The organism is Lactobacillus helveticus (genome assembly GCF_046109915.1).
Classification (GTDB): domain Bacteria; phylum Bacillota; class Bacilli; order Lactobacillales; family Lactobacillaceae; genus Lactobacillus; species Lactobacillus helveticus.
In genome coordinates, this window is the sequence record NZ_CP151471.1 from 869,352 (window position 1) to 894,210 (window position 24,859).

Below are 24,859 nucleotides of genomic sequence, written 5' to 3' on the forward strand. Positions count from 1 at the left end.
AAGTCTCTTCGAAGTCTGTGGGCACTTGATGCCGAGTTCAGAAAATGAGAATTAATAGGTTGATAAAACTGTTTGTCTTCACTTGGAGGTTAGAATGATGAAACAAAATATTATCTTTGGCATTGATGTTAGCAGTAAATCGTCTACAGTTTGTGTAGTAATTGATCGAATTAAGCAAGGTGAAACCTTTAAGATTACTAATGATTCCTTTGGCTATCAAGATCTATTGGATCGTTTAAATCAATACTTGATCACGCCTTTAGTAGTTTTTGAAGCTACGGGAGTTTATTCATTGAGTTTACAGGCTTTTTTAGAAGATTATCATATCAAGTATTTAAAGCTTAATCCCTTAAAGGCTAAGAAGCTGATGGACAATAATCTAAGGCATAATAAAACCGATAAAGTTGATACTTATCGGTTAGCTTTAATTCAATTCAATGCGCCACAAAAATTGCGTGCTCCTCAACCTAAGGAATATCATGAACTGCAAAATGCGAGTCGTTATTACGAAGAGCTTACTCAAGCCCTGATAATCAATAAAAATCAGCTCCATCGTAATTTGCAGTCTACTTTTCCTCAGATAGAGAGTATCCTTTCAACTTCATCTGGCAGAGTTTATTGGACGATTGTCAGCTTATTCCCGCATGCCCAATATGTTTTAAATCACAATGAAAACCAGGTCTTTCAAAGTTTGTTGGCCATTTCAGGAATTGGCAGACAAAGAGCTCATTATTTAACAACTAGGCTCTATGCCTTAGCCAGACAAGCTTATCCATATGACAATGAAAGCAGTATTACTATTCGAGCAATTCAGCGTAATATTGCCAATTTGCTTTCTCTAAGTGCCGAAAGAGATAATGTGATCAATTATATGGAAAAGCTTGCTATGCAAGCAAATGCACGGTCTTTGAATATCTATGAGAGTATTCCTGGCATTGCCAAAACTACTGCTGTTAGGTTGGTAGCCGAATTAGGTGATTTAAGACGGTTTGATACTTCAGCCCAAATTGATGCCTTTGTTGGCATTGATCCAGGCCGCTATCAATCAGGTGAAAAGGACAGTCATTTAGGAATAACCAAACATGGCAATCACTTAGCTAGAAAGATTCTTTATCGAACAATTACTCAAATGGAAACTGTCAAAGCTACTCAGCCTTGTCATATCACTGATTATTATGATAAGAAAAAACGATCTTCAAATAGCCGGGGCTATAAGAAAATCGCCATTGCATCAGTTCATAAACTGATACGTACAATGTTTGCTCTTATCAAACATGATCAATTATATGATTACAACGTAGCCACACATAACCAAAGACTTTAGTTGAAATCAAATGATCAACTTCAGTATAACAACCTATGAAAAAACTACAGTACTCATAGGCTTATTTGTGTTACATATAATTATTAATAAATTTAGTTTTCTAACTTAATTAGCTTCATTCGTACCAATAATTCTAATAAAATAATCTATTAAATTATTGATATTACTTGACTTAAGGTAGAAAAAGAACCAAACAGCCTTTTAATGACTGCCTGATTCTATTCATTTACTCTCTATCAACAGGATTTGACAAAGAGCCGATTATCTCAGCTTCTTTTTTATAGTTTAATATTTTCCATTCCAATCATTGGATCGATCTCACCTGAATAAATTTTCTCAGGCGTTAAGATATAATCTTCTGGTTCTTGTTTTTGAGGCTTTGATTCAACTACCTCTTCTTTCGTGTTCTCATCAGCCTTAACATCTTTAATACCCAATTGAGCACAGATTTTTTCTGCCAATCCAGTTTTTCGATCATTTCCTGGTGTATTAAAAGCTGCCGCAAAAGCTCGCGGATCTCCTACTAAAACTAAATTTTTCTCAGCACGAGTAATCGCCGTATAAAGCAAGTTTCGTTTAAGCATCACATAATTTTGCATAGTCAAATTCAAAATTACTAACGGAAATTCCGAGCCCTGTGACTTATGAATAGTAATCGCATACGCCCTGGTCAAGTCTGTTAAATCTTTTTTGCCAAAACTTACTTCCCGACCGTCAAAATTAGCAACCATGCATTCCTTAGAATTATCTTCATCGATACTAATTATCTTACCGATTTGACCATTATAGATATCTTTCTCAGGATTATTTTGTAATTGTAAAATTCGATCGCCAATCCGAAAGACTTCATTACGCACTTCTAAGGATTTACTTTTGGCTTTGGGTGGATTCATTATTTCTTGAATAACATCATTCAAATTATTTACCCCGCCGCTACCATGATACATTGCACTTAATACTTGTACATCGTCTTTATCGAAGCCACGTTTTAAAGCCAATTTTACAATTTGACCTACTGCATCCCCTACCAATTCAGGTCTACAGCTAATAAATGAATAATTCTTAGTCTTTTTGAATAAAGCTTGTTGATCTTTGCCCTCATTTACATCATGAGCCAATGTAATAATCGTTGATTCATCACCTTGTCGGTGAATCTGCTTTAATACCGTAGTAGGAAAAGCATGTGACTTAATTAAATCGCTAAATACATTTCCTGCACCAACAGAAGGCAACTGATCCTTATCCCCCACAAATACAATGTGTCGAGTTTGATTGATACTAGAGAGAAGCTGCTTAAATAGGAACATGTCAACCATCGACATCTCATCAATGATTAAGATTTCACCATTGAGTTCATTCAAATCCTCGGCATTTGCGTCTCCAATCCCCAATCCTAAAAGACGGTGGATGGTTTTAGCACTAATGCCAGTTATCTCACCCATTCTCTTTGCAGCTCTACCTGTTGGCGCCGCTAATAAAAATGGTGAATCTTCACTATATAGCGATGAAGCTGGGATTTCTGCTAATTTCCTTAATGCCAGTAATATTCCATTAATAATCGTAGTTTTTCCTGTACCAGGACCACCTGTCAAAATTGAAATAGGATTGTTCAAAGCATTTTTAATTGCTAATTTCTGTGTATCATCGTATTCAATCTTTAACTCTTGTTCCGCATCTTTAATGGCTTCTTCAATTTTTTTGTCGCTATACTGCTCATCTTCTTGCAGTTTTCTGCTCTCTACCAAGCTTTTCATAGATCGAGCAATATCTACTTCTGTTTGATAAATATTTTGCAAAAAGGCATTTTCACCATCAACTACTATTTTTCCTTTTTTCTGTAAAGAATTTACACAAATAGCAATCGGATCAAACTCTGAAATTTGTAATAAATCTTTGGCAGCAGTTAACAGATCGGATAGTGAGACATATGTATCTCCCTCACCGCTTAAAGCATCAAAAAGAATCTGATAAATGGCACCATTTATTCTTCGTGGATCATCATTTTTAATATCTAATTGTTTGCCCAAGGTATCTGCAGTCTTAAAGCCATAACCTGTAACTTCATTAATAGCAGCATACGGATCCTCTTTTAATTTATCTAAAGCTGCACCATGATAACATTGATAAAGTCTAGCGGCTACTTGTTTCCTGATCCCATATTGTGCCAATTTTAAAACAATTTCGGAATAAGAATCCATAGAATTAAGGCCTGACAATAAACTATCTTTTTGTTTTTTGGTTAAAGATAATGTGTCGATTTTGGCAGGATTTTCTTTTAAAATGTCTAAAGCATTTAATCCTAATTCTTCAATAATGGTACCTGCCGTTTTTTTACCAATACCTGGAAATTTATTAGAACTTAAATAATTAGTAAGTGAACCTTCTTCATGAGGCATGATCGGTTTATAACTATTAGCACGAAATTGTAAACCAAATTTTTCATGCATAATCAGTTTGCCATCAAAATGATAGCTACTTCCAATTTGCACGTCACCAAAATTTCCTGTTACCTTAATTTCGCTACGTGAATAATTTTCGAGTGAACCAATGATTTCAACATCGAGGATTTTGTATAAATCTTTATCGTTTTCAAAAACAATCCCGTTAATTTTACCGGTGAATTCACTCATTACTTTTTCTTTTCCTTATCATTTAGCATTTTCATAATCGAAGCATACTGATCCATTGCTCGCTTATAATATTTTTCATCCATTGCTTTTGCTTTGGCAAAATATGCTTCTGCTTTATTTCGATCTTTTTCCATAGTTGAAACACCAAGCAAGAAATAAATTTTTGCTGTGCGCTTATCTACAGGAATAGCAAGATAAGACTGTTGTGCCTGATCATTCTCTCCCAAGCTCAACCAAATATCGCCTAATAATTCCTGCACCTTTTCATCGATTTTCTTAATAGTTAATGCATAAGCAAGTGCCTTTTGACTTTGACCCAATTTTAGATAAGTTAGGGCTTTTTGATATAATGTCAAATCGTCATTAGGAATCTGATCTAATAATGCCAAGGCTTTATCAAAATCGCCCTGCATATAATAGCTAACAGCTAAATTATAATTTAATCCTTGGGGCTTTTTAACTAAGTGTTGCGCCTGCTCTAATAATTGCTGTGCTTGATCTACACTGCCTTGCTCAATTAAATACGTTGACAGTTGCAAATAATTTTCAATATTTTGTGGTTTTTGGTCAATCTTTTGAACTAATAAATGAATCGCTTCATTTACCTTGCCATTATCATAAAGTTGTGCAATCTTTTTATCCATTAAAGTGAATCCGTCTTTGATAACTTTCTGCCTAAATAACTGGTTTCGTTCCAAACAACTTGTTTAAAAGTTTTACCACCATCTAACGTTTCAAGGACCGTTAAACTGGTATTCCTTAAACCGCCATTTTTTCTAATATCTTTTAAAGGATAACCCAATAAGCCACCCATAATTGCCGATAAAGCTGCTCCGTGACTTACTACTAACACCTTATCATCATCATCTGGAAATCTTTTAGACATTTCTTGAGCAAAAGATTTGCCACGAGCAATGACGTGTTCGTAATCTTCACCATGTAATTCAGTTGGATCATACTTATCAGGATGATGCCAGAAATTATCCATTTGCTCAGGGAATTTCTTCTCTGCTTCCGCAAACTTCATTCCTTCCATATCACCCAAATTAAATTCACGTAATCGTTCATCAATTACTACTGGCAAATTGGCATTCATAGCATTATCAATACCTTGAGCAGTATTAAATGCTCGATCCAACGGACTAGCAAAAATACCTCTGAATCTAGTTCCTTTTAAATGTTCACCTAATTTTTTTATGTCTTTCAAGCTTTGTGGCAAAAGTGGTGAATCACCATGTCCACCTTGAAAACGACTAGCTAAATTCCATTCAGTTTTACCGTGACGAACAAAATAAATCTGCATTTTTATCCCCCAAACATGTTTAATCGATATAACTAGTTTAGCACAAAGAAAAGGGCGTTCGAAAATTCGAACGTCCTTTTTTAAAATTCATTTTAAACTAATTGTAATTGCTTATCTTCTTGGTAAGCAGCATCAATATTTCCGCCACCAAGACATTCTTCACCTTGGTATAAAACAAGAGCTTGACCAGGGGTAACTGCACGTGCTGGCTCATCGAAGTAAACATCGGCAGTGTTATCATCTGCATGATACTTAACAGTTACACCAACATCACATTGACGATAGCGGAACTTGGCACTGCAATGAAATTCTACATCATGATCTGGCTTGCCAGTAAAGAATGACATGTCACTAGCCTTTAAGCGACTTGCATAAAGAAGCTTGCTGTCGTAGCCTTGTTCAACGATCAATTCATTCTTCTTCAAGTCCTTACCAACAACAAACCATGGATCTGTTGATTCCTTGGTTGAACCTAAACCCAAACCTTGTCTTTGACCAATGGTGTAGTACATTAATCCTGCATGTTCACCAACTACCTTGCCATCTGGAGTAACCATTTTACCTGACTTAGCTGGCAAAAATTCACTTAAGAACTTTCTGAAGTTTCTTTCACCAATAAAGCAAATACCAGTAGAATCCTTCTTCTTGGCAGTAGCTAAACCATTAGCTAAGGCAATTTCACGCACTTGAGGCTTAGTTAAATTAGCAAGTGGGAAAATGACCTTCTTAATTTGGTCTTGATTTAATTGACTCAAGAAATAAGTTTGATCCTTATTTCCATCCTTAGGACGCATCATATGAGTAAGACCATCAGCATCCTTAACAGTTTTAGCATAATGTCCCATTGCAATATAATCAGCATCAAGATCCATCGCAAAATCTAGGAATGACTTGAATTTAATTTGACTATTGCACATTACGTCAGGGTTAGGTGTTCTTCCCTTTTTGTATTCATTCAAGAAATATTCAAAAACTCGATGCCAGTATTCTTTTTCAAAATTAATTGAATAATATGGAATACCGATTTTATCAGCAACCTTTTTCACATCTTCGTAATCTTCAGTAGCGGTACAAACACCAGAATCATCAGTATCGTCCCAATTTTTCATGAAAACACCGACAACATCATAGCCTTGTTGTTTGAGCAGCAATGCTGATACTGATGAATCTACACCACCACTCATACCTACAACTACTCTAGTCTTGCTATTGTCAACCATTATTCAATCAATCCTTTACCTCAAGCAATATTTTACGCTCTTCGAGATCTTTTAAAATATAATTCAAAAGTTCAACAGTAGCTGCTAATTGCTTGTTTTTAAAAATATTAACCTTTTGCAAACCATTGCGATCAGTAACAACCATTGTTAAATGAGATAAGTCCTTGTTAATTGTCATCTTTAACTTAGTTGGTGCATTGTAAGGTGAATCATTATATAAAGGATGTTCATAATTGAAATTACCTTTAGCAGTCTTCACAAAACCTGCATCAATTAAAGCATAGAGTTTCAAATCTGGACTTACAGTAAACTTACGTTTATCACCATTAATCACAACTATATTTGCCATATTTTTCCTCACTTATTTATAATAAGTTACTTTCTTTTTAAAAGCAACTATTTTCTTTTAGATTGAATTCTTTGAACGATTTTTACCAAGTTTTTAGCAAAAGATGCTACTTCTTCATCTGTATTATAGCGTCCAAATGAAATACGAATAGATTCATTAATCCGAGGAGAATCTGCACCAAAGCATGCAATCAATACATGTGAAGGTTCAAGTGAACCAGCAGTACATGCAGAGCCACCTGATACAGCATAACCATTTAAATCTAAATTAGTTTGCAATGAAGTGGTAGAAGCTCCCTTGAACCATAGATTCAAAACATGGTGAGAATATCCAGGACCATGACCACCATTAATTTTATAATTTATCTTATTTTGATCAAGTTCATTCAAAATGAGATCTTGAAAACGAGCATATTTTGCTTGAAGATCATCATGACCAATATTGGTCAATTCTTTAACTGCTTCGCCAAAACCGGCAATACCTGGTACATTTTCAGTTCCAGCGCGACGTTTAGTTTCTTGTTCGCCACCTAAAACTAAATTTGGCAAATCAATGTCAGAATTTTCATACAAAAATCCTAAAAACTTTGGTCCATTAATTTTATGTGCAGACACTGACAAAAGATCGATATTCATAGCTTTGACATCAATGTCAACGGTTCCCATGCCTTGAACATTGTCAACATGGAAATATGCATTGCTGTCTTTGACCATTTCACCAATTTCTTTAAGCGGCATAATAGAGCCTACTTCATTATTAACAGCCATAATAGATACTAAAATCGTATCTGGCGTTAATTCTTTTTTCAATTCATCTAAAGAAATATGCCCAGTCTCGTCAACATTTAAATAGACAACGTTGTAGCCTTCAGCTTCTAATCGCTTCATAGGATTTAAGACTGAAGGGTGTTCAATTTGCGTAGTAATAATTTTTTTACCAATATTTTTTCGACTGTATGCTGTTCCAAAAATAGCAGTATTATTGCTCTCTGAACCGCCAGAAGTAAAAATAATTTCATTGTCTTTGGCATTAATACTTGCCGCAATTTGATGACGGGCTCGATCAATTACATTTCTTGCTCGACGTCCCAACTCATAAGTACTTGATGCATTACCAAAATCATTTTTCATTTCATCAGTAATTACATCAATTACTTTAGGTGACATTGGTGTAGTCGCAGCGTTATCTAAATAAATTTCACGCACTTTAATTCATCTTTTCTACGTAATCACTAATTAATTTAGCAGCCTTAGCGCCAACCTTCTTGACAAAAACGTCAAAATCTTCATTTGCACTGCCATCGCCATTATCGGAGATTGCTCTCATTGCAACTAATGGCTTATTAAAGGCATGAGCAACTTGAGCAAAGGCAGCACCTTCCATTTCACAAGCTAATGCGTCAGGGAAGTTTTCTTTTATTTCGTCCTTTTGTTTAGTTGAAGCTACAAATGAATCTCCAGTAACTACTAAACCTTCGCTAAAGGCAACATTTTGCTTTTTAAGATATTCCGCAAATGCAGCTCTTTCTGGTGAATCAAGGACAAATTGAGCCGGTTGTTGTGGAATTTGACCTTCAACATAATCACCTGCAGCAGTATTATGAGCATCATAATACATGAATGCATTAGGTAAAACTAAATCTTCTTGATGAATATCCTTAGCTAAAGCACCAGCAGACCCAGTCATAAAGATCACATCAATATCAACGTTACTTAATAAACTAGCTAAGTTCATAGCAGCTTGAACTTTGCCGATACCACTTAAACCTAAATATACATCATTTCCATTAACAGAAAAATGTTCGAATTCAGTTGATCCGAACATTTCTTTCTTTTCTGCTTGGAAATGATTACGATAAAATTCAGCTTCTTCAGCCATTGGAACAATAATCGCAATCTTCATAAATTTCCTCGCTTAAATTATAAATGAAACAGTGCTAAAAGCACTAATATAATTAGAACAAACACTATCAGAATAGCACTATTCAATCTTTTTTTCAGTTTTAAAGACTTCTGCTCTTTTAACTGTTCTTTATCGATTGACTGCTGTGCCTGATAAAACTCCTGAGCATCACCTTCTAAAGGACGTCTTCTTTCAGAAGCATCCCTTTGAAAGTCAGGATTAACATTAACTTCTTCTGTTGCATTATTATCATTAAAAGCAGATTTGACTTTATTCAATAAACTCTTTTTCTGTCTTTTACGATAATCAGAACGTTTTTCTGTCATGATTATTTATTACTTTCAGCTTGGGCATTACGCAATAACATATTTTCCCAAACAGAAATTGCATAAACTGTCTTTGCATCAACAATTTTGCCTTCAGCTAATAAATTCTTCAACTTATCCAAACTATACCAATCAGAAGTCAAAAATTCATCTGCATCTAAAGAACGCTTATCAGTCAATTTAGTTAACGTATCACAGTAGAACAGATGCATCTTTTCGTCACAAAAGCCTGGTGTAGAATAAAATTCGCTAACTTTTTCCCAATATTCTGCTCTATAGCCGCCCTCTTCATTCAATTCACGCTTCATTGCGTCAAGTGGGCTGGCATCAGTTGGATCGACAATTCCAGCAGGAATTTCTAAGGTTACCTGTTTAATTGCTTCACGCCATTGTTTTACCAAAAGCATTTCTTGTTGATCGTTAATTGCAATTACACAAGATGCTGGACGGTGCTTAACTATTTCTCTAGTTGCAGTTTCGCCGTTGGGTAATTTGATTGTTCGAACAGATAAATCTAAGATTCGACCTTGAAAAATCTGTTGCGATGAGATTTCTGTTTCTTTTAAATCCACTAAGTCTCATCCTCCTTTTTTAGGCTAAATATACATTAACACATTGTAGGCCGTTTTTCCCTTGAGCCAATTGATATTGTACTCGGTCGCCTACTCGTAATGATTTATAGCCCTCTTCTTTAATAGCTTTATAGAAAACAAAGTATGATTTATGATTTCGATCATCTTCGATAAAACCATAGCTGCTTCCTTCATCAAATTGTTTAACAGTACCTAAACGCATTATTTTTCTAACCCTTCTTGTACTACTTCAGGATAGTTTGCTTCAACAATTTCTGCACAACGACCACAAAGCATTGGCAACTTAGGATCTGCACCAATATCAGTTCTGATCATTCTACAACGTGGACAAACTTCGCCTTCAGCATGCTTAACTACAACAGCAGCATTAGCAAGTTGTTCAGCATCTACTGGAGCTTCATCATCTGAAATAGTTAACTTAGAAACAATTAAAATTTCTCTGAAGTCAGCATCTAATTCATCAAGCATTGCCTTGGTTTCTTTATCTGGGTAGATTGTGACAGCTGCTTCAAATGACTTACCGATTAACTTCTTGTTTCTTGCATCTTCAAGTGCCTTCAAAACATCATCACGCAACTTCATGAATTTAGCCCAGTTTTCAAGCAATTCATCATGGTTAGCATAATTTTCTACTTCTGGCATATTTGCAAGTTGAACGTAATCTTCGTCTTCTTTCAAGAAGCCCCAGATTTCTTCCATAGTGTGTGGCAAAATTGGTGTTAAAATCTTAGCCAATTTAACTGCAGCATCATAAATAACTGTTTGCATTGAACGACGTGCATGGCTGTTTTCAACTTCAATATAAAGAACGTCTTTAGCGAAATCAAGATAGAAGGCTGAAAGATCATTAGAAATGAAGTTAAAGACTTTCTTGAATACAGTAGTAAAGTCAAACTTATCATAAGCTGCTAAACATTCTTTAATTAAGTCGTTTAACTTAACTTCCATGTATTGATCAACTGAACGAAGATCATCATAAGCAACACGATTTTCCTTAGGATCAAAGTCGCTGGTGTTAGCAAGCATGTAACGGAAGGTATTTCTAATCTTTCTGTAGCTTTCTGCAGATTGTTGCAAAATCCCCATTGAAACAGCAACATCTGAAGTAGTATCAGCTTGTGCTACCCAAAGACGAATAATTTCTGCACCCATCTTCTTGATGACATCATTTGGTGAAATAACGTTACCAAGTGACTTAGACATCTTGTGACCCTTATCGTCTAAAACAAATCCTTGTGAAAGAACTTGCTTGTATGGTGCTTGACCAGTGACAGCAACTGAAGTAATTAAACTTGAGTTAAACCAACCACGGTATTGGTCACTACCTTCAAGGTAAAGATCTGCTGGATAATGCAAACCGTCACGTTTTTCCATGACGCCTGACCAAGATGAACCAGAGTCAAACCAAACATCAAGGATATCCTTTTCCTTAGTAAATTCACCATTTGGTGAGTGTTCTGAAGTAAAGCCTTCTGGCAATAATTCCTTAGCAGTATGGGTGTACCAAGCGTTTGAGCCTTCTTTTTCGAAGATCTTGGCAATATGTTCAATAGATTCTGGAGTAACAATTGGTGTACCATCTTCAGCGTAGAAAATTGGAAGTGGAACCCCCCATGCACGTTGACGTGAAATTACCCAGTCACCACGGTCTTTAATCATGTTGTAAAGACGAGTCTTACCCCATGAAGGGATGAAGCTAGCCTTTTCAATTTGATCAAGAATTTGATCTCTAAATGGAGCAATTGAAGCAAACCATTGAGTAGTTGCTCTAAAGATAACTGGCTTCTTAGTACGCCAATCGTGTGGGTATGAGTGAGTAAATACCTTAAGTTTAAGAAGTGCGCCAGCGTCCTTAAGTTTTTGAACCATTAACTTGTCTACGTCTTGGTAGAACATGCCTTTAAGTTCTGGAACTTCATCAGTATAGCAACCATGAGCATCTACTGGACTAAAGATTGGCAAGTTGTACCTTTGACCAACGTTAAAGTCGTCTTCACCAAAACCAGGTGCAGTATGAACTAAGCCAGTACCATCATCTAAAGTTACGTGGAAACCTTCAATTACAAGACTTTCCTTGTCGTAAATTGGGTGCTTAGCCTTCATGTATTCCATGTCAGCACCCTTAACAGTTTGAACAACCTTGTAGTCATCCCAACCGATTTCTTCAGCTACTTTATCAAGCAAACCGCTAGCAACAACGTAACGCTTGTCGCCAACTTGAACTACTGAGTAATCAAACTTAGGATTTACACAGATAGCTTCGTTTGCTGGAATAGTCCAAGGAGTAGTAGTCCAGATTACGAAGTAAGTATCCTTCGGATCAATAATACCTTTACCATCAGTTACTGGGAATGCAACGAAGATTGAATTTGCTTCAACATCTTTATATTCAACTTCAGCTTCAGCTAAAGTAGATTCACTTGACCATGACCAGTAAACAGGCTTCTTACCCTTGTAAATGTAGCCCTTCTTGAACATTTCACCAAAGACACGAATTTCTTGTGCTTCAAAGTCATGTTGCAAAGTGATATATGGATGATCCCAATCAGCCATTACACCAAGACGCTTGAAGTCAGTCATTTGCTTTTGAACTTGTTCTTCCGCATATTGACGACAAAGTTCACGGTACTTTGCACGATCCATTGTCTTACGATCTACACCCTTTTTAGCAAGTTGTTGTTCAACTGGAAGACCGTGAGTATCCCAACCTGGTACGTATGGTGCGTAGTAACCATTCATGTTCTTGTAACGAACAATAATATCCTTAGAGATCTTATTTAAAGCGTGACCCATATGAATGTTACCATTGGCAAATGGAGGGCCATCATGTAAATCAAAACGAGGTTTACCTTCGTTTAACTTTAATCTTTGTTCATATAATTTATTTTCACGCCATTGTTTTTGCCATTCTGCTTCACGAACAGGCAAATTACCGCGCATTTTAAATTTAGTTTTACCTAAATTAAGAGTATCTTTAATTCTCATTAACAAATTCCTTTCTAAAAAAGAAAACCTCGTCCTAAATTAGGACGAGGTTAACCGTGGTACCACCTAAATTGAACTTAAAAAGTTCCACTTAATTTGCGTAACGTGCAAAAAACGTTTAGATTATTCAGACAGCTGATCAACCTTCAGGCTCTTATGCTAATCTTCCACCAACACTAGCTCGCTGAATTGCCTTCGAGTTTTACTGTCAATCTAATTTTTTTATTTTTTATAATCATCCGGGAAAACAATTGTTGGACCTGATGAAGTCTTAGGCATCTCAGGTTTCAAATTAATTGTTTCATGGTGCGGACTATCCCCTGTCATTGGCTTAGGAGCAGAATCATCATCGTCATCAGAATCATCTGACAAGTCCATGTCCAAATCATCAGGTTCTTGAGAAGAGTTTACGTCATTTACATCATCGTTGTCAACATCTTCATCATCAATTGCGGATTCATTCGCAATTTCCTCTTCTTCACCAATTGGCTCTGCACCATTGCCTGGATAAAATCGTTCTGTATGGAAATATTCATCTAGAGCATGTTGCCAAGTCTCATCATTTAAATTATTTATCTCATCTTGGAGCATTGCTTGCATATGACTACGGAATTCGCCGATTTGTTTCTTTAAACGTTTGTAATCATTGGAAATAACTTCTTGCTGTTGCTTTTGATAGCCAACCTCTGTTTGAGCTTGTTTTTTAGCATCATCCAGAATGCGTTTAGCTTCTGCTTCCGAATTTCCTTTTAATTGATCTACAGTCTGTTGAGCAGAAATAAGAGATTTCTTCATATTACTGTACTCATCTACTTGAGCCTGCATATCTTCCACTTTTTTATTTAAAGATACTACTTCGTTCTTTAAATCTACTACTTGATCAAGCGCATCCCCATAGCTATCAACGACATCATCTAAAAAGCTATCCACTTCATAACGATCGTATCCATTGCGGCCTCGATGCTTGAATTCCTTATTATGAATATCCATCGGGGTCAGTTTCGTTTCTTTGTCTGCCAAAGTTTGAGCACCACCTTATATTTACCTTTTCTTGTAGCTGAAACATCTTCAATCAGAATTCGTCCAAAATGTCTCAAACTCAAAATATCATTCTCTTTAACCATTATATTAGAATCAGCTATGTCATGCCAATTTAATTTGACTAAATGATTTTCAATCAGTTTTTGAATCTGACCACGACTTTGCTTGCTAATACTAGATAAAACCGCATCGATTCTCATGGAAGCAACAATTTCCGTCTTCTCGGTTGAATCATCTTCTGGCACTAAAACATCCTTAAAAGTGATTTCTTTTAATTTTACTTGTGCTCTACCTATTCGAGTAATTTGTTCTTCAAAAAAGTCTACTAATTCTTTTTTAGCAAAAAATTGCCATTTACCATTTTCGTCAGTAATGATATCGCCAAAAGTATCCGTTTCAATTCCAGAATTAGCCAAAGTACCTAAAATAGCACTATGATTAATTTTAATAAATTTTTGTGGATACTCAATTTCATATGGTTGAATTAAATAATCACTTGGCTGTAAATTAACCCATTCTTCACTTAAATAAACGCGTTTCTTCTCAGCATTGGGATACCCGCCATATTCTTGCATAAAAACGTCATTACCCACGATAGTTTTCAAAATTGCTCTTTTACCTGGATCTAAAAAATCCGTTAAAATTGGCTCATGTTTAAAAATTATCTGATTAAAAAGACCAGTAAAATAGTCAATTACTGGTCTTTCTTCTTGATTAAAATGTGAATAAAACTTACTTGCTTGTCGCTTTTGCATTAACCTAACATCCTCAACAAAATATTAATAATCCAATATAAGACATAATTTTGTACAAAGTACAAAATAAACAATCCAATAATTGGAGAAACATCAATTCCAGTAGAGTTAGCTAATTTGGCAAATGGACCTTTTCTAAATAAGTTCAAATATGGATTTACAATCTTATCCAAAAAGCGACCAATGACAGAGTTACTTAACATCGGTACCCAACTTAAAATTGCATCAATTACAATAAAAAGACTGTAAAGCCATAGAATCCAAGTGAGAGCTAAGTAAATAAAGTGTATTACGTTTAACATTAACTTAAATTATCTTTCTTATCTACTAAGTCGCTAATTTTACCATCAGTAACAAATTTTGGTGGAGTAGCTAAAAAGATCTTGTCTCCAATGCGTTGGATTTCACCATTTAATGCATAAACTGTCCCTGTGATAAAATCGACTATTCGACGAGCCGAACTATCTTCCATTCTACTAAAGTTAATTACAACTGCTTTATTGTTTAATAAGTTTTGAGCAACATCTTTAGCATCTGAATAAACACGTGGCTCATATAAAACAATTTTGCTTTTAGCAGAATTTAATCCTGACTTAATTGAAACAATATTGTCTCGACTAACAGAATTTAGAGGTAAGTTTTCATTCTCATCATTGTTTGAAGTGGCATATTCTTCTTTTTCCAACTCATCGTCATCATCATTGGAAATACCGAAAAATCTACCTAATTTATCAAAAGCCATTTGTATCTACCTCCAAACTAGTTTTCACCACGATGTTTGAAGAATGGGATGTCGTCATTATCATCACTATCGTCTTGAGCACTAGTTTCAATTTGAGAAATACTGTCTTGATCATCATTGCTAAAAGTATCAAAGCTTTCATGATCATCCTTTGGCTCAGCAGGCTTTGTATTTCTTCTTTGATTATCTTGATTGTCGTTCAATCCCCAAACACTAGTTGGATCAACCATTGTTTGCTTTGGCTTTTCTGCTTCGCGATCTGCATTAGCATTATTAGCAGGTTGAACAGTTTGTGGACGGTCAACAGTTTGCTTTTCTGGTTGAACAGTAGTATTAACAACTGAATCTGTTTCCTTCTTAGGTTGAGCCTTAATTTGATGACTACGTCCTGGTAATTGCTTTGATGCAGCTTCTTCAGCCTTAGAATCAATACCAGTAGCAATTACAGTAACTACTACTTCATCACCTAAGTTAGGATTGATTGAAGTACCAAAGATAATGTTGACATCATCACCAGCAGCTTTAGAAACGATTTCTGATGCATCTTGAGCTTCAAACAAAGTAAGGTCAGGTCCACCAGTAATGTTAAGCAATACTTGCTTAGCACCATCAATGGATACTTCAAGAAGTGGTGAAGAAATGGCAAGCTTAGTAGCTTCTACTGTTCTGTTTTCACCACTAGCACGACCAATACCCATCAAAGCTGCACCTTGGTTTTCCATAACAGTCTTAACGTCAGCGAAGTCCAAGTTTACGTAGTCAGTTGAAGTAATCAAATCTGAAATACCTTGTACACCTTGCTTCAAAACGTTATCAGCTTCTTTGAAGGCATCCATCATTGGGGTCTTCTTATCAACCATTTCAAGCAAACGATTGTTAGCGATAATAACTAAAGTATCAACGTATTGCTTTAATTGAGTAATTCCTTCTGCAGCATTTTTTGAGCGCTTAGGGCCTTCAAAGCTGAATGGGCGTGTAACTACACCAACAGTTAAAGCACCAGTTTCACGTGCGATTTTAGCAACTACAGGAGCCGCACCAGTACCGGTACCACCACCCATACCAGCGGTAATAAAGATCATATCAGCACCTTTTAGTGCATCTTCAATTGTTTGTTCACTTTCTTCAGCAGCTTTTTGTCCTACTTCAGGATGTGAACCTGCACCTAAACCTCTTGTCAATTTAGGCCCTAATTGAATCTTATTTTCAGCCTTATTACTGTTTAAAGCTTGAACATCGGTGTTTGCTGCGATAAATGAAACACCTTGTACACCGTCATCAATCATTCGGTTAACAGCATTGCCTCCGGCACCGCCAACACCAATAACTTTGATGACAGCATTTTTATTGTCGTCTGAATCGAATGTAAAATCCATTAAATTAACCACCTTTAATCAAAGAATTTCTTAAAGAAACTCTTCAAGCCATTAGTTTTCTCTTGATTGTTATTTTCTTCGTCCGTTGAAGAATCATCTCTTGCGGACATTTTGTTTCTATTATAAGCTTCTTTGGTTTCACTTTCACTATTAGAAACAGTTCTTTTAGAATTCTTGGAAGTTTTTGGCTTCGAAACTGGTTCTTCAACCACATTTTCACCAAAACCATAGATTACACTGTTAACAAGATAATCAACTTCTAACATCTTATAAGAATAATTTACTATTCCATATGCAGCAGTATAAATTGGATTGCGCATCCCAATTTGATCTGGTTGATAAATGCGTGCCTTCACGTTTAAGCCATTAGCGGTCAAACTATCAATTCCTTGAAGCAAACTAGTACCGCCAGTAATTACAATCCCACCTGGTTGTTTCAAAGCATTATGCTTAGCCAATCCTTTACCAAGACGGGTTAAAATTTGCTCAAGACGAGCATTGATAATTTCGCTTAAGTAAACTTCATCGATCATTTGCTGGCCATTTGAGCCTACGCTATTAATTGCAAACTTATCATTTTTAGAGGCAAATTGGGGATCAGCAAAGCCATAGTCTAATTTAATTTGCTCAGCATCACGCTTAGAAATACTTAAGACAGCAGAAATATCATTGGTAATATCACTGCCGCCTTCTAAATCGATGTTGGCATACTTAATTTGACCTTCTTTAATAACAGTTGCTGTACTTACTCCACCACCAAGATCAATAATTACAGAACCAAAAGTTTTTTCACTTTCATTCAATGCAACACTAGAAATTGCCAATGGCGTTGGAACAAAGAAATTATTATGATAACCCGCACGCTCAATTGCTTTTTTAATATTATGCAATGAACCAGTTGGAGCTGTTAACAAAATACCTGTTACTCCAAGTGAACGAGCAATCATTTTACGAGGATCATCGACCTCAGTTTTTCCATCAATTAAAAATCGACTAGGCAAAAAAGTAATTGCTTCACGATCGTCCTTTGCAGCAGCATGAATTGCAGAACGAATCGTTCTCTTAACATCTTCGTTGCATACTTCTTGTCCTTCTTCACCAACATTGGCAAATCCAGTTGCGGTCTCTAACTGCAACATTCCTACTGGAATTCCAGCTACAACACTATAAATCTTTGCATTAGTTTTTTCTGCTACGCCCTTTAAAGCTCGGCTAATAGCAACTGCAGTCTGATCAATATCAACGATCTGACCATGTCTCATGCCTGAATTCGGCGTAGTAACTGCACCAATGACTTTACCTGAATCTGCCACAACAGCTTTCACGCTCGTGGTTCCTATATCAAGACCCACTAAAAGATTTGAATTCTCCAAAATTAAGCCCCCATTAATATTTGCTTTGAAAAAATTCTAACATAAATAAACAAGTAAAACAGCTACGATACCCCGTAAGCCTTCTTTTCACTTGAAGTTAATGGCCTGCTAAACGCACCTATTTCTAAATCAATTAAGCTATTCTTACCAGCTTTAACTTTAATTTCATCGTAATATTTTAGTTTGCTCTTTAAAGTTACGGTACTGCCAATAATTACATTGCCATCTTTCATAACCAAAATCACTTGCGACTTTCGTCTAGTGTTCCCACTTAATAATTTTACCTGATTTTGGAATGATTTGGGCAAACTATTAAATAAGTTTAAATCTTCTTTTAGAGAAGATGATTTATTATAACCAACGAAAATAGGTTTATCTTGATCAACTTTCGTCCATGTAATGGCGGTACTACCAAGTTTGCTATTACTTAAAATTTTACGATAGTCATCGCCATCTTTTAAATAGCCTACTGTTTTACGCTCGTTAATTTGTAATATAAGCTGATTAACATGACCTAAATGTGCTTGCGCACTCTCTATTTCAGGATATTTTTTAGATAATTTTTGACTCAAATCTTTTTGTTGAAACAAATAATCAAAAACTTTATCACTAGCTTTGATTTTGGATGCTTTTACAATTCCCTTAATCGGTAAATCTGAAGCACCAATCACTTTAACCGTACTTATATTGGCCAAAGGAGAAATATAATAGCCTAAGCCAGCAATCGCCAAAATTGAAACCGACATTATTAGACCTAATCTTCGTCTTAAAGATCGTCGTCTTTCCGCCTGTAAACTAGAAAGTGAGGCAGAAATTTTGGCTTGAGATTTACGACTATTTTTTTGTTGATTGAATTCATGATTCAGATAAGGAGATAATTCCTTTCTGGGATCAATCCTTGTTACTGGTTTCTTTGCCATCTGCCTCACCGGCCTCCTAGCGTGAAATCTCTTCCATCACTTTAATTACTTGATCAGATGCATCAGGTACGCCTAATGCCTTTGAAGCTTGACTCATTTCCTTAGCATATTTTTCATCAAGCAAAATATGATCAATTGATGAAACAAAATTATTAGGGTTAAGATCATCTTCAGGAATAACCAAAGCTGCGCCAGCTTTTTCCAAATCTAACGCATTCTTCATTTGGTGATTATGCGTTACATTAGGACTTGGAATCAAAATTACAGGTACGCCCAATGCAGTAAATTCTGCAATACTTGTTGCTCCAGATCTTGAAACAACACAGGTCATTTCTGGTAATAAGCCTGGCATATTTTTAATGTATGGCAAAACCTTAATATTAGTACCAATATCTACACCCTTTAATTTCTTTTGAACTGAGTCAAAGTAGTAGGTACCTGTAGCCCAAATAATTTGGTATGGCTTAGTTTTGAGATTCATTAATGACTTAAGCATGATGCGATTAATAGCTAAAGCACCGCGAGAACCACCAAAGACCAAAACAGTTGGCATATCTGGATTAAGTCCCCACTTCTTCTTTATATCAATTTTTTCTTCATGTAAGCTCAAAACTTGTTGTGATCTTGGATTACCAGTTTTGACTAGCTTCTTCTTTTCGGGAAATTCCTTTGCGGCATCGTCAAAAGTGTAACAAATACGATCTACATAGTGACCTAAAAACTTATTAGCTAGACCTACAACTGAATTAGATTCATGAATCATAGTTGGAATATGCATTTTAGCAGCTTCATAAACCATGGCTCCACTAACATAGCCACCTGTCCCCAAAACTACATCTGGCTTAAATTCTTTTAGAATTTTCCGTGCACTCTTAGTAGCTTGCAAAAACAATTTAATAGTTTCGAAGTTCTTCAACGGATGCTTACGATTAAATCCTTGGATATTAATCGTTTTAAAATTAGCTCCAGCAGCAGGAACGATTTTGGATTCCAATCCTTTTTTTGTCCCTACAAATAGGATTTCATCATTTGTACTAATTCCACGTTCCTTTAAACGTTCAATAATTGCCATAATTGGGTAAATGTGACCGCCTGTGCCACCACCAGTAAATATAACTCTCATTTTATTTAGTCTTCAATTCCTTAACAAACTTTACAAAGTAATCGCCACGATCTTCAAAGGTTCTAAATTGATCCCATGAAGCACATGCTGGTGAGAATAGGATTACGTCACCAGGTTCACTTAATTCATATGCTCTTGGAACAGCTTCTTGAAGAGTATTAACAATTACAATATCTTTAATGCCAGCTTTTCTAGCAGCATCAGCCAACAGATATTTGGTTTCTCCATAAAGAACAATTGATTTAACATGCTTCTTGAACAATGGTACTAAATCATCAAACAAGAATCCTCTATCAAGACCACCTGCGATCAGGACTTCTGGCTCTTTAAATGAAGGAATAGCCACTGTAGCTGCTTCAATATTAGTTGACTTAGAATCATTATAAACCTTGCGTCCATCAAGAGTCGTTACATATTGCAAACGGTGCTTAGCACCAGTGAAGGTACTCAAAACTGCCGCAATGTCATCATTGTCTGCACCCATAACTTTTGAAATTGCGATTGCAACCAAACTATTTTGCAAATTATGGATACCTGGCAACTTGATATCTACAATCTTCATGATCTTCTCATTTTGACTTTCAAGATATTCATCGCCGATAAAGTAATCTGCACTGGAATCTGTTTCTGAGAAAGTTTGCATTTTAGCTGGAGTTACTTCTTTTTCCTTAGCTAAAATATCTTTTTGATCATAGTTTGCAATGAAGTAATCATCACTATTTTGTGTTCTAGTAACGTTCAACTTAGCATTTACATAATTTTCAAAGGTCTTGTGATAATCTAGGTGAACATTGTTATAAATGTCTACAATAGCTGCTACCTTAGGATCGATATCAGTTACACCCAATAATTGGAAACTTGAAATTTCTACTACCAAAATATCATCTTTAGTTGCCTTTGGCACTACTTCAGAAATTGGTACACCAATATTACCTACTGCATAAGCGTGATGACCTGATTTTTGTAAATGATGGTCTAAAATTCTTTGAGTAAGCATTACAGTAGTGGTCTTACCATTTGAACCAGTAACACAAACATAAGGAGCATCGCTGCAGCTTAAAGCAATTTCAGGTTCCGTAATAATTGGAATATTTAATTCTTCAGCCTTTTTAACCATTGGATTCTCATATGGAATACCTGGGTTCTTAACCAAATAATCAAAATGTTCTTTTTCAAGCAAATCAACTGGGTGATGTCCGCCAATTACACGAACGCCTTTAGCCTTTAATTCTTGTGCTTTTTCATTTTTATCAAGATCAGCCTTATCATTTAAGGTTAATTTAGCACCTAATTTTAAAAGTAATTCACTAACTGCAAATCCACTTTTACCTAGACCTAAAACTAAAATATTCTTATTACTATAAGTTTTAATATCCTTCATTTTTTATTTTTATCCCCAAATTGCTAAATATAAAATACTACCTACTAAACCAACAATCCAAAAAACAATGTCTACTTTCCATTCTGACCAGCCCAACATTTCAAAGTGATGGTGAATAGGAGTCATCTTAAAAATTCTCTTACCAGTAGTTTGGAAAGAAATAACCTGCATAATTACACTAGTAGTTTCACATACAAATACAATACCCACTAATAAAAGTGACCATGGTCTGTTAAGCATGATACTTACTGTGGCAAGACCACCACCTAATGCAAGTGAGCCAGCATCCCCCATGAAGATTTTGGCTGGCTTATGATTGAAAATAAAGAAAGCAATCAAACCACCAATCACACTCATACAAAAGGCTAAAATAGCAAAATTCTTCTGTTTAAATGCGATATAAGCATAAGTACCATAAGCCACTACAGATAAACCTGTAGCCAAACCATCTAACCCATCTGAAAGGTTAACAGCATTTGAAAAGCCAACCAGCCAGAAAATAATGAAGATTACAAATAATGCTACGCTATGAACAACTCCAGCAAATGGAATGTATAAACCGAAATTAAAGTGATCGCTTGAAGCAATTAACACAATTACAACGGCAATAATAATTTGTAAAGCAAGTTTTTGCCATGCTCTTAAGCCTAAGTTTCTCTTGTAGTAAAGCTTAATGCCATCATCAAGAAAGCCAATGATTCCGTAACCCAAAAGACTGATTACCAAAATCCAAACAACTTTATTCAAACTATGTTGCCATGCAGTTACCCAAATAACAGAAATCACTGCGGCAATCACAAAAATCGTTCCTCCCATTGTAGGGGTACCGGATTTCTTTTGGTGCCATTTTGGCCCCTCATCACGAATTTCCTGTCCTTCATGATGCGAATGCATAAACTTAATTAACAACGGTAAAAAAGTCACCGTCAAAATCAGCGAACTAACTAAAGCAATACAGCTTGCTTGCATAATACTCATCCTATGCTACTCCTTTAAATTAACTTTTATTTTTTCTCCAGATTTTAATTCTGTTCCCTTAGCCACGCTTTGGCTGGCAACAGTTCCGGTTCCCTTTATGCTTAATTTAACACCTGATACATTAGAGAATTGATGTAAGTCATTAAAGCTCCAACCCTTCATATCAGGACAATTTATTTTACCTGAAGTATATACAAAAATTTTATCTCCAGACTCCAATTTTTCACCGCTCTTAATTCCTTGAGCAGTAATTTTATCTTTTTCGCCTACTTTAACCAAGTTAAGACCAATTTGCTTAGCTTTAGCTGAAGCTTGAGCAACTGTCATATCCTTAAAGTTAGGGACAGTGACAGTTGTAGTTGAATTATTGCTCTTAGCCATTGTAATAATTCGACTCATCATTGGTTTAAAGATAGAAGCTAAAATCTTTTCTGCTGTTGTACCGGCTAAATGAGGCTGCTTAATAGTTAGGTAAATACAATATCTTGGATTCTTAGTAGGGTAAACCCCTACAACAGAGAAGATATAATTGCTATCGCCCTTAAGATAACCGCCACCCTTAGGATTGGCAATCTGTGCTGTACCAGTTTTAACCCCAATATCAGCATTACCCATCTTATAGGCTGATCCAGTACCTGACTGTTTATTCAAAACTTTTCTCATATTGGCCAATACAACACGTTTGATTTTAGCAGAATAAATTGGCGTACCAACTTTTTTGATTTGGTAACCCTTTATTGTTTTACCATTAAAGTCAGTAACTTTATCAACTAATTGTGGTTTAACCATCTGACCATTATTCCCTAAGGAACTATAAGCCTGCATCATTTGCATTACATTGACGTTAACACCCTGACCAAAAGCAGTTACTGCTTGATCGACTGGAGTCTTAAATGAAATGAAGCCTGGTTGTTCACCTGGAAGAGTTATACCAGTTTTTTCACCAATATGGAACCTCTTAAGGTATTTTTTCCAAGTTTTTGAACCCATCTTTTGTTCCAACTTAACAAAACCGGTGTTACTTGATCTCTCAAAAGCTTGTGAAAATGGGATGGTGCCCCAACCAGAAGTAAGCCAGTCATGAATTGTTGAACCACCAATACTTACTGAACCTGAACGATAATATTCATTTGGATTATAATTGCCGCTGTTCACTGCAGCCGCAAATGATAATACCTTAAATACAGAACCTGGTTCATACGTATCTTGAACTAAAATATTTCGATACGATTTAGTTAATCCCTTCTTAGTTTGAGGATTAAAAGTAGGACGTTGCGAAGCAGCCAAAACCTTCCCTGTCTTCATGTCCTCAACTACAGCAGTAATTGAAGTAGGATCATAAGCTTTTTGTACTTCCGTCAATCTAGCTTCCAAATAACTTTGAAGTTGTGAATTCAAAGTCAAATACAAGTTATTACCGTTTTCAACTGGCTTATAAACTTGATTCTGGTTAGGTGATTGGTTTTCGGAAGCATCTACTGTAGAAATACGATAACCATCTTTACCGGTTAAAGTATCGTTGAAATAAGCCTCTAATCCCATAGTACCTACTAGCATTTCACTATTGGTCTTTTTGTTGTATTCTGGCTGAGCTAAACCAACAATATGTGAAGCAAAATTGCCGTTTGGATACAAACGAGAAGGAGTTGCCACGAATTTAATTCCTGGCAACTTCATAGCCTCTATTTGCTTTTTCTGCTTCAAAGTTAATCCACTACCGCCAGTACCAAATTGAACCTGGAAAGCTTTATGCTTGGGATTCAAATATTGATAAATTTTATCTGCAGATAACGGTAAAACCTTAGCTAATTTTTCAGCAGTTTCAGACTTATTAACCACATATTCTGGTTTATTTTTGTAGTTAATTGAAGACTTATCCAAAATTGCATAAACAGTATACAAATGCGAATCTTCTGCGATCGCTAAACCGTTGCAATCATAGATTGTACCTCGCGAAGCCTTGATAACTTCATTCCGCTTATAAAGCTGCTTAGTTCTCTGCGATAAATTCTGTCCATTGACAGTCTTAGATATTCCTATATATAAAAATCTAGCTGTAAATACAAGAAAAACCAAAGCCACAGCTACTTGGAGAACTCTCCCCACTGTGAAGCGGTAGCTGTGAGCTTTGGATTTTTGTAATTTTAAATTACTGTTTTTTTTCATTAGCGAATTGTCCTAATGTTTTTATTAATCAGAGTTAATCCTTTTTCACGTGCGATTTTGTTCAAACGTGAAGTAGAAGTTAACTCACCAATTTCTTGACGTAAATCGGTGATCCTATTTTGTTCCTTTGCAACTGTCTGCTGAGTTTGAGATAACTCATGTTGAGCTGAAGTTGCAGAAATACTAGAAGAAACCAAAAAGATCATCATTCCCAAGGTGACGATGCTTCCTATTGCTAGTAAAGTCTTCTCTAAAACATTGTAAGGAACTTTATGCGGATCAAGGGTAATTCGTTGACGTTTCTGCGAACCTTTCTGTTTTCTAGGTTCATATTCAATTTTTCTTGCTGAGCTGTCAGCCATAGCATTTTCC

Annotated in this window: 24 protein-coding genes; 1 reads left to right on the forward strand and 23 read right to left on the reverse strand. The window is 35.8% G+C overall.

The window, feature by feature from the left end:
• The first annotated feature begins 94 nt into the window (after positions 1-94).
• The gene (locus AADV52_RS04450; protein ID WP_080588363.1) at positions 95-1,324 is read left to right on the forward strand and encodes an IS110-like element ISLhe4 family transposase; all 1,230 of its coding nucleotides are present in this window, start codon (positions 95-97) and stop codon (positions 1,322-1,324) included.
• 278 nt (positions 1,325-1,602) lie between these two features.
• Here AADV52_RS04450 and AADV52_RS04455 read toward each other — a convergent pair whose 3' ends face one another.
• From AADV52_RS04455 to ftsL, 23 genes are all read right to left on the reverse strand, one after another.
• A complete protein-coding gene (locus tag AADV52_RS04455) occupies positions 1,603-3,954 on the reverse strand; it encodes an ATP-dependent RecD-like DNA helicase (protein ID WP_107775334.1) in 2,352 nt (783 codons plus the stop codon).
• The gene (locus tag AADV52_RS04460; protein WP_014919020.1) at positions 3,954-4,598 is read right to left on the reverse strand and encodes a tetratricopeptide repeat protein; all 645 of its coding nucleotides are present in this window, start codon (positions 4,596-4,598) and stop codon (positions 3,954-3,956) included. The genes AADV52_RS04455 and AADV52_RS04460 overlap by 1 nt, the downstream gene beginning before the upstream one ends.
• Positions 4,598-5,257, reverse strand: coding sequence for a histidine phosphatase family protein (locus AADV52_RS04465; RefSeq protein WP_014919021.1), 660 nt, complete (start codon positions 5,255-5,257; stop codon positions 4,598-4,600). Before AADV52_RS04465 ends, AADV52_RS04460 begins: the two co-directional genes overlap by 1 nt.
• 92 nt (positions 5,258-5,349) lie before the next feature.
• Positions 5,350-6,477 carry a tRNA 2-thiouridine(34) synthase MnmA gene (gene mnmA, locus AADV52_RS04470; RefSeq protein WP_012211708.1) on the reverse strand — a complete coding sequence of 376 codons (1,128 nt, stop codon included), beginning with the start codon at positions 6,475-6,477 and terminating at the stop codon, positions 5,350-5,352.
• 7 nt (positions 6,478-6,484) lie between these two features.
• Positions 6,485-6,826, reverse strand: coding sequence for a DUF1831 domain-containing protein (locus tag AADV52_RS04475; protein ID WP_003627645.1), 342 nt, complete (start codon positions 6,824-6,826; stop codon positions 6,485-6,487).
• A gap of 47 nt (positions 6,827-6,873) precedes the next feature.
• On the reverse strand, positions 6,874-8,031 hold the full coding sequence (locus AADV52_RS04480; protein ID WP_014919022.1) for a cysteine desulfurase family protein: 1,158 nt from the start codon (positions 8,029-8,031) through the stop codon (positions 6,874-6,876).
• A 1-nt stretch (position 8,032) separates the two neighbouring features.
• Positions 8,033-8,728 carry a 5'-methylthioadenosine/adenosylhomocysteine nucleosidase gene (locus tag AADV52_RS04485; protein WP_014919023.1) on the reverse strand — a complete coding sequence of 232 codons (696 nt, stop codon included), beginning with the start codon at positions 8,726-8,728 and terminating at the stop codon, positions 8,033-8,035.
• 17 nt (positions 8,729-8,745) lie between these two features.
• Positions 8,746-9,054, reverse strand: coding sequence for a hypothetical protein (locus tag AADV52_RS04490; protein WP_014919024.1), 309 nt, complete (start codon positions 9,052-9,054; stop codon positions 8,746-8,748).
• A gap of 2 nt (positions 9,055-9,056) precedes the next feature.
• Positions 9,057-9,626 (reverse strand): NUDIX hydrolase, encoded by a 570-nt coding sequence (locus AADV52_RS04495; protein ID WP_014919025.1) that lies wholly within the window; start codon positions 9,624-9,626, stop codon positions 9,057-9,059.
• A 19-nt stretch (positions 9,627-9,645) separates the two neighbouring features.
• Positions 9,646-9,849 carry a cold-shock protein gene (locus AADV52_RS04500; protein ID WP_003627651.1) on the reverse strand — a complete coding sequence of 68 codons (204 nt, stop codon included), beginning with the start codon at positions 9,847-9,849 and terminating at the stop codon, positions 9,646-9,648.
• The gene (ileS, locus tag AADV52_RS04505) at positions 9,849-12,632 is read right to left on the reverse strand and encodes an isoleucine--tRNA ligase (protein ID WP_014919026.1); all 2,784 of its coding nucleotides are present in this window, start codon (positions 12,630-12,632) and stop codon (positions 9,849-9,851) included. Before ileS ends, AADV52_RS04500 begins: the two co-directional genes overlap by 1 nt.
• A gap of 222 nt (positions 12,633-12,854) precedes the next feature.
• Positions 12,855-13,652 carry a DivIVA domain-containing protein gene (locus tag AADV52_RS04510; RefSeq protein WP_014919027.1) on the reverse strand — a complete coding sequence of 266 codons (798 nt, stop codon included), beginning with the start codon at positions 13,650-13,652 and terminating at the stop codon, positions 12,855-12,857.
• Positions 13,628-14,428 (reverse strand): RNA-binding protein, encoded by an 801-nt coding sequence (locus AADV52_RS04515; RefSeq protein WP_014919028.1) that lies wholly within the window; start codon positions 14,426-14,428, stop codon positions 13,628-13,630. The genes AADV52_RS04510 and AADV52_RS04515 overlap by 25 nt, the downstream gene beginning before the upstream one ends.
• Positions 14,428-14,730 carry a YggT family protein gene (locus tag AADV52_RS04520; protein ID WP_003627655.1) on the reverse strand — a complete coding sequence of 101 codons (303 nt, stop codon included), beginning with the start codon at positions 14,728-14,730 and terminating at the stop codon, positions 14,428-14,430. The genes AADV52_RS04515 and AADV52_RS04520 overlap by 1 nt, the downstream gene beginning before the upstream one ends.
• Positions 14,730-15,170, reverse strand: coding sequence for a cell division protein SepF (locus tag AADV52_RS04525; protein ID WP_014919029.1), 441 nt, complete (start codon positions 15,168-15,170; stop codon positions 14,730-14,732). The genes AADV52_RS04520 and AADV52_RS04525 overlap by 1 nt, the downstream gene beginning before the upstream one ends.
• A gap of 17 nt (positions 15,171-15,187) precedes the next feature.
• Positions 15,188-16,546: a cell division protein FtsZ gene (gene ftsZ, locus AADV52_RS04530; protein ID WP_014919030.1), complete on the reverse strand. Its 1,359-nt coding sequence runs from the start codon at positions 16,544-16,546 to the stop codon at positions 15,188-15,190.
• Positions 16,547-16,560: 14 nt separating this feature from the next.
• A complete protein-coding gene (gene ftsA / locus AADV52_RS04535) occupies positions 16,561-17,919 on the reverse strand; it encodes a cell division protein FtsA (protein WP_014919031.1) in 1,359 nt (452 codons plus the stop codon).
• A gap of 62 nt (positions 17,920-17,981) precedes the next feature.
• Positions 17,982-18,839 carry a cell division protein FtsQ/DivIB gene (locus tag AADV52_RS04540; RefSeq protein ID WP_014919032.1) on the reverse strand — a complete coding sequence of 286 codons (858 nt, stop codon included), beginning with the start codon at positions 18,837-18,839 and terminating at the stop codon, positions 17,982-17,984.
• Between the two features lie 16 nt (positions 18,840-18,855).
• Complete coding sequence (murG, locus tag AADV52_RS04545) at positions 18,856-19,962, reverse strand: undecaprenyldiphospho-muramoylpentapeptide beta-N-acetylglucosaminyltransferase (RefSeq protein ID WP_014919033.1); 1,107 nt, start codon at positions 19,960-19,962, stop codon at positions 18,856-18,858.
• Position 19,963: 1 nt separating this feature from the next.
• Positions 19,964-21,343: a UDP-N-acetylmuramoyl-L-alanine--D-glutamate ligase gene (gene murD / locus AADV52_RS04550; RefSeq protein ID WP_003627666.1), complete on the reverse strand. Its 1,380-nt coding sequence runs from the start codon at positions 21,341-21,343 to the stop codon at positions 19,964-19,966.
• A 9-nt stretch (positions 21,344-21,352) separates the two neighbouring features.
• Positions 21,353-22,321: a phospho-N-acetylmuramoyl-pentapeptide-transferase gene (gene mraY / locus AADV52_RS04555; RefSeq protein WP_041808761.1), complete on the reverse strand. Its 969-nt coding sequence runs from the start codon at positions 22,319-22,321 to the stop codon at positions 21,353-21,355.
• A gap of 6 nt (positions 22,322-22,327) precedes the next feature.
• Positions 22,328-24,487 (reverse strand): penicillin-binding protein, encoded by a 2,160-nt coding sequence (locus tag AADV52_RS04560; RefSeq protein ID WP_014919035.1) that lies wholly within the window; start codon positions 24,485-24,487, stop codon positions 22,328-22,330.
• On the reverse strand, positions 24,487-24,849 hold the full coding sequence (ftsL, locus tag AADV52_RS04565; RefSeq protein ID WP_014919036.1) for a cell division protein FtsL: 363 nt from the start codon (positions 24,847-24,849) through the stop codon (positions 24,487-24,489). Before ftsL ends, AADV52_RS04560 begins: the two co-directional genes overlap by 1 nt.
• Between the last annotated feature and the right edge of the window lie 10 nt (positions 24,850-24,859).